Origin of the sequence: Wenyingzhuangia sp. (assembly GCF_039768515.1) — a bacterium.
GTDB lineage: Bacteria > Bacteroidota > Bacteroidia > Flavobacteriales > Flavobacteriaceae > Wenyingzhuangia.
In genome coordinates, this window is sequence record NZ_JBDNAI010000026.1 from 1 (window position 1) to 5767 (window position 5767).

5 protein-coding genes and 1 pseudogene are annotated in these 5767 nt (G+C 35.3%); 2 read left to right on the forward strand and 4 right to left on the reverse strand.

Annotated features, from left to right (window positions below):
- Together ABF281_RS01935 and ABF281_RS01940 are read right to left on the reverse strand one after the other, a co-directional pair.
- Positions 1 to 113: pseudogene (locus ABF281_RS01935) on the reverse strand (crossover junction endodeoxyribonuclease RuvC); the annotation flags it as partial.
- 2 nt (positions 114 to 115) lie between these two features.
- The gene (locus ABF281_RS01940; RefSeq protein ID WP_347180018.1) at positions 116 to 601 is read right to left on the reverse strand and encodes a hypothetical protein; all 486 of its coding nucleotides are present in this window, start codon (positions 599 to 601) and stop codon (positions 116 to 118) included.
- A 92-nt stretch (positions 602 to 693) separates the two neighbouring features.
- On the opposite strand from ABF281_RS01940, the gene ABF281_RS01945 reads away from it, so the two are divergent.
- Positions 694 to 1182 carry a DUF456 domain-containing protein gene (locus ABF281_RS01945; RefSeq protein ID WP_347180019.1) on the forward strand — a complete coding sequence of 163 codons (489 nt, stop codon included), beginning with the start codon at positions 694 to 696 and terminating at the stop codon, positions 1180 to 1182.
- 139 nt (positions 1183 to 1321) lie between these two features.
- Here the strand turns inward: ABF281_RS01945 and cas9 are convergent, their stop codons facing one another.
- On the reverse strand, positions 1322 to 4690 hold the full coding sequence (cas9, locus tag ABF281_RS01950) for a type II CRISPR RNA-guided endonuclease Cas9 (RefSeq protein WP_347180020.1): 3369 nt from the start codon (positions 4688 to 4690) through the stop codon (positions 1322 to 1324).
- 71 nt (positions 4691 to 4761) lie between these two features.
- On the reverse strand, positions 4762 to 5223 hold the full coding sequence (locus ABF281_RS01955) for a LuxR C-terminal-related transcriptional regulator (RefSeq protein ID WP_347180021.1): 462 nt from the start codon (positions 5221 to 5223) through the stop codon (positions 4762 to 4764).
- 151 nt (positions 5224 to 5374) lie between these two features.
- On the opposite strand from ABF281_RS01955, the gene ABF281_RS01960 reads away from it, so the two are divergent.
- Positions 5375 to 5581: a membrane or secreted protein gene (locus ABF281_RS01960; protein ID WP_347180022.1), complete on the forward strand. Its 207-nt coding sequence runs from the start codon at positions 5375 to 5377 to the stop codon at positions 5579 to 5581.
- Positions 5582 to 5767: the final 186 nt, after the last annotated feature.

A 5767-nucleotide genomic window follows, 5' to 3' on the forward strand; every position in this document is an offset into this window, starting at 1 on the left:
AGCTGCAATTCGTTGAGTTGCATTAGTTGCATCTTCTTATTTTCGACTTTTATTAAGCCAAAACCCATAATTGTTGTTCCTGGGTCTATCCCTAAGATGATGCGTTCTGCCATAGTTATCTTGGAGAAGCAACCACTTGTATCGGAAGTTCGATTGAAGCAGCTACAGAGACACCCACGTTTGTTTTTGTAGATGGCACTGCTTGTGGAAGACTTAAAATAGCATCACTCAAAACATCATAAAGACCAGGGATCGCATTGAGTACTTCTGCATCATCTTCAACAGAATTAAGTGTAATATTCCCTTCACTATCAATTAAAATAACCAACACCACTTCTTCATTCAAGGCGGCGGTAGAAATTAATTCTTGTGCATACAAAGCATCATTAACTGATTGCGTTATTGTATCTTTAAAACAAGAGAACTGTTCATCACTAGAAAGGTCTTGACAGCTTGAAAAACTTGGCCCTTGATCCTCCTCGGACCAAGTAGACGCTTTTTTAATTTGTTGAGGAGTATGGGTTGAAGTAGAAAAATACTCGCAACCTGTTAACAGAGAGATGAAAAATATCGATTGGAATAGTAGTACTGTTTTTTTCATGGTTTGAGAATTACATTATCATCAATAAAATTACGCTTTTTATTGTTATCCAGCTCAATTAAAATAATGAATACAACATAAACAACTTTATAATGGATTTACTTTTTGAACTTTTGGGATTATTCTTTGTAATACTAGGAATCATAGGAAGCTTCCTTCCGGTACTCCCGGGACCAATCACTGGTTGGATAGGTTTATTTTTACTTCATCAAAGTAGTCGTATTGACAACAATACAAACTTTCTAACCATAACCTTCATCATAGCGCTTGCTGTTTTCTTGTTGGACTACATCATTCCTGCATTAGGGACTAAAAAGTTCGGTGGATCAAAAAAAGGGGTTATCGGCTCCACCGTGGGTTTATTGGTTGGACTGATGTTTTTAGGTCCATTTGGCATAATCATTGGCCCTTTTGCAGGAGCTTATTTCGGAGAACGTTTAAATAAAACGCCAGATAAACAAGCGCTAAAAGCTGCCTTTGGATCGCTAATCGGCTTTTTGAGTGGAGTGTTTTTAAAGTTTTCTGTTGCCAGTATTTTTTGCTATCATTTTATCAAAATCTACTGGACCCTTTGGTCTTAAAAAAAGAAGCTTTCTTTCCATAACCTTCAATCAAACCACAACACTATATTTATTTATGAAATTGTAATGGGGTAGGCAATTCATTTGCTCAACAAACAAACTGTAATTTTTACGTGAAAAGAAAGTCTTCTTATTGCATTTAGTTGAATATTATTTTTCCGGTTACACTTAATTTTATTTTCATGGGATTATACGTTTTCCATCCCGTTTTACGTTCGCCAAAATTATTGATGCGTATGTAGTCTGGAAAATCAAAATGACTACTTATCTGCTTATGCGCACTTCGAAACTCATAATATTTTGAAGATAATTTTTGGACCCTATAAAGATGTCTGAATAAAATCTCATCTGATAGAGATTTGATGTCAATGTCTGAACTGAGGCCTAACAAGAAAAAATCATTTATGTGTAAATGAGTAATCACCTTTCCTTGATTTTTCTTACACTGCATATAAATGGGTTCCTTTTTACGAAAACGATTCACAGCAGTCCAAAAAGTAACCACCTCTTCTTTATAAGCCCCATCACTCGTCATGAAAATGGTAATATGATGATTATTCCTTGGGACAACATAACAGTTAGTTGTCTCTTTTAATTGAACAGGCATATTAATGGTTTCTCGCATTCTCACACTAAAGACTGGTACCTTTTCTCCTTTTTTGTTTGGCAAAAATATCTTGGGTTTTGGCTCTTTTCCTTCAAAATTATCGAAGAAAATATCCGTAGGAAAAACACCCTGACCATTCCATCTTTTATTTACTCTTTTTCGAATCAAATCAGCAATTACAGGATCAACAATTTTCTCAGCTTGTGAAATGGTTTTAATTTGACGCAATGGTCTCCTAATATGCATTGCTTCTGGCTTGTTAGGAGGCTTCCTTTTGCCAAAAAGCGAATCTTTATGTAATACACCGCGAATGGAGATTGCGCGTACTTTTATCTTTCCAGAATCGCTTTTTCGCCAAAAAGAACGCGTTGATATGATTTTCTTCGCTTGCTTATGTGAAACTAAAAGTGTGTTAACCCTCTCCTCTAACTCCGTTAAATAATTTTCATGAGGAACAGGAAATTTCACCTTCTTGATCATGCGCTCATATTTATTTCGCTCTATCAAATGATCCATATGCACAGAAGTTGCTACTGTATTCGCATAGGCTTTTAACACATTGAATCGATAATCATTCGAATTGTTTTTTTGACTAAATACGGACTTTAACAACCATTCATCCAATAAATGTTGCGTCACGTTACCTGGAATCATTTGCACAGCTTCAGTTACTTGTGACAAAATCACAGCCACACTCCTACTCAACTGATGTGGATCGTTAAACTGTTTTTTGACAACATCTCTGTAATTGTATTTTTTGACAAAACGTTTAAACTTCTTATAACTTGACGGATGATAGTGGGTACTTGAAAAAAGTGATGCGCAACGGGTTTTAACCGCCTCCCAAGCATAGATATCCTGTGACTCAAAATACTCATAGGGAGTTCTATTATTTAATTGATCGGCAATCTCAGTTATGCAAAGTGTTTTGTTCATCCTGCTGTCATTTAGCGATCGAGACCAAGGATGTATGTAAACTATTTTTACATGTGGTGTATACAGGAGTTCGAGAGAGATTTCTTTTCCAGAATAAGGACAAGTCCGTTTACATTCTTCCCACAATTCGTATTTAAGAATATTCATGGGAGTTAAATCAATCGATTCTTTTTTCAAGTGAAGGACATAACGCTTGTTATTAGCCATGATCCTTTTTTGATCCAATTTGTGCATGAATCGCTGCATTCTATTCACCTTTACGTCAACAGATAATTCACAATTAATTTGCTCAATTGGACCATAATCTTCAATAATCTGATTGACAACTTTTCGTGTTTCAAAAACACTTTGAATCAAGATTGAATTTTTTAAGGCTAAAATTTGATTGTCCGCGGCTTTATCTACTGCCAATTTACCACGCTTTTGTTCCAACATCCCCGCATTTGAAAATCCATACAAACGGTTGGGATTAAAACTAGTGAATTGAAACAGTTCTTTCAATAAACGCCTTAACTCAGGTATTAATTTTGCAGAACTGGTGTCTCTATAAAGATTCAAAGTCACTTGAATTAACTCCTCTTCCTCCACAAAAGAAAGCTTACACCAGTCCTCTTTAATTGCATTTCGTAAGCCAGCTAAATAAATTGACGCTTTGTATTCATATCCTTTTCGCAAAAAATAAAGAATGTTATTGCTAGCCTTTCTAGACAATGGAGCGTAGTTTTTATCAATTGATATGTTTGCAAATTGCTTGGCTATCCTTTGTTCAAATCCAAATTTCTCTTTTGCATAGGTTTCTAATCGACTAACGCTGTCAAAAAAATAAAGGGCATGAAAAACATCTTCCTTGTTTTTTGCATCCATTGAAAACCATTCGTTTCCAAAATATTTATTCTTGGACAATTCTGAATTTAAAAAAGACCCTCTGAAGTTTTCTTCATCGCGATAATTGAAGTTTTTTGAATAGTCTTGCCCGAGAAGCTTCTTGATCTCAGAGAAATTAAAGCGATAATGTGTATTGTAATAATCGACCACTTTCTTTGCATCTTCAATTTCTAATGATCGGTTGTTGAATTTAATCGTATTCACCCATTTCCATGCTTCTAATTCTTGGTATGTGATGGAAGAAATACAACAACGTGTTTTTTTAGGTTCATACAAACAATTCCCTACTTTATGTTTTTGAGATTTTAGGGAACGCTGAAAAAAAAGAGCTCCTTTAGGGTCTATGTCATCGGGGGATCCAATCAATTCTTCCCGCAATTCATTTGTCAAGGTATGATAGAACTCGGCTTGGACATCCCACAATGCATGGATTTCATCAAAGTACATTTCTAATGTGCATATCCGGTTTCGAATACGTTCAGCAGATTTTGTATAGGTCTCTCCTTCAACTGGTTTAATGGAATTAAGATAAGTACCCAGAGTATTCGATTTAATAGACCTTCGTGTTTTTAGGTAACCTATTTTTCGATCAGCAGGAATCCCTTGACTCAAGACATTGTCAGCCAACTTAGAGTTTCGCTCTCCAAAACGATAACCTCTATGACAAGAAATTTGGTAGAAAATCCTCCCAAACTCTTGCAAAGTTAATTTTTCATGCAATCCACGCTCACGTAATTCATAAGGATCCAATGCCATCCACTCAGCCAAAGCAGCTTTAGGAAACTGTTTAGTTCTTTTCCAATGATAAAGATCTTCCCGTGAAAGCGGACACATTTTATGCTGTAAAAGGATTTTTAAAAGGTAATATTTTCGTGTCCTAATTCTAGAATAACGTATTCTTCTGAGTCGAACTAATCTTCGGGAATATCGTTTTGAAACCTCTCTTTTCCCCATTCCGAAATTTTCACAACCAGCCGGAAAAACATGCACTCCAAGATCAATCAGCTTATTCGTAGAGACCTCAACCAACGACCAGTTGATTGAATTGTTATCGACGAATAATCCTAATTTGGTTGACATTTAAATATATTTTTCTTTTATTTGTTACTCAATCTTATCACAATAAGGCTTCATGCCGTAGATGATAATCTTTAATCCCGCTTCGGTGGGATTTTTTTATTTTCATCAATTTCTAAGGCCTCTAATTCTTTTGCGTAGCAAAGTAGAAGCTCGTAAAAATTCCATTTCTCTTGTTCCGTAAGAGGGCTTTTTGACATTCTATCCTGATACTTAACTACAAACTCCAACGTCATTGTTTTCACTTCCTCCAAAACAAAATTGGACGGATCCAAGAAACCTTTTCTGAAAGCTTTTTTAATTAAATGATATTGATTTTGAACACCAAATTTTGCCATTAGCACACGTAAATATGCATTTAATTCAATGGTCGAAATGGCAAGAGTTTTGCACACATACTCATTACCCATCCCCAAAGCAAAACATCGCAAAATGACGCTTTCCTGGTCTGAAAGTGAAATGGTAGAATGAGAAAGGGAATTATTAGCGCACATATAAACTGGATATAGTATGAAACTTATTTTTTCAAATTTCATCTATTTATCTCCAGAAAAATTATGATATGTAATAGCCGGTAAGGTTTTAAGCACAAAACGGTTAACTAAAGTAATATGTGGCATTTTATTTAAAAAATTACTGAAAGACCTCCTCGTTTTTTATTTAAGAAAAATGAGTTATTTTTGCTGCATGAAATTAGCCTTAATAAGTATTGTTCTTTTGGGACTTGCCTTCGCCGGCATCGCCATTAAAATATTGGTGAAAAAAGATGGGAAATTTGCCGGAACTTGCGCCAGTCAAAGTCCATTTTTAAACAAAGAAGGAGAAGCGTGTAGCTTTTGCGGAAAACTTCCGGATGAACAAGAATGTAAAGACCCATCGCTAACAAGTTCTTAGGCGTATCATTCATTAACTTTTGAGTATCTTCGTTTAAATGGATGAGATTAATATTCAACGTACAATCGACGAAGCAAAACAAAATGACCAACGTGCATTTGCTTTTCTATTCGATACCTTTTGGGATTATCTCTATGGTTACTTGCTTAAAAAAACTCAAAATGATCACCTTGCAGAAGAACTAGC

Coding starts and splice junctions, on each gene's coding strand:
- ABF281_RS01940 (WP_347180018.1), bottom strand. CDS start 601: ATGAAAAAAACAGTACTACTATTCCAATCGATATTTTTCATCTCTCTG.
- ABF281_RS01945 (WP_347180019.1), top strand. CDS start 694: ATGGATTTACTTTTTGAACTTTTGGGATTATTCTTTGTAATACTAGGA.
- cas9 (WP_347180020.1), bottom strand. CDS start 4,690: ATGTCAACCAAATTAGGATTATTCGTCGATAACAATTCAATCAACTGG.
- ABF281_RS01955 (WP_347180021.1), bottom strand. CDS start 5,223: ATGAAATTTGAAAAAATAAGTTTCATACTATATCCAGTTTATATGTGC.
- ABF281_RS01960 (WP_347180022.1), top strand. CDS start 5,375: ATGAAATTAGCCTTAATAAGTATTGTTCTTTTGGGACTTGCCTTCGCC.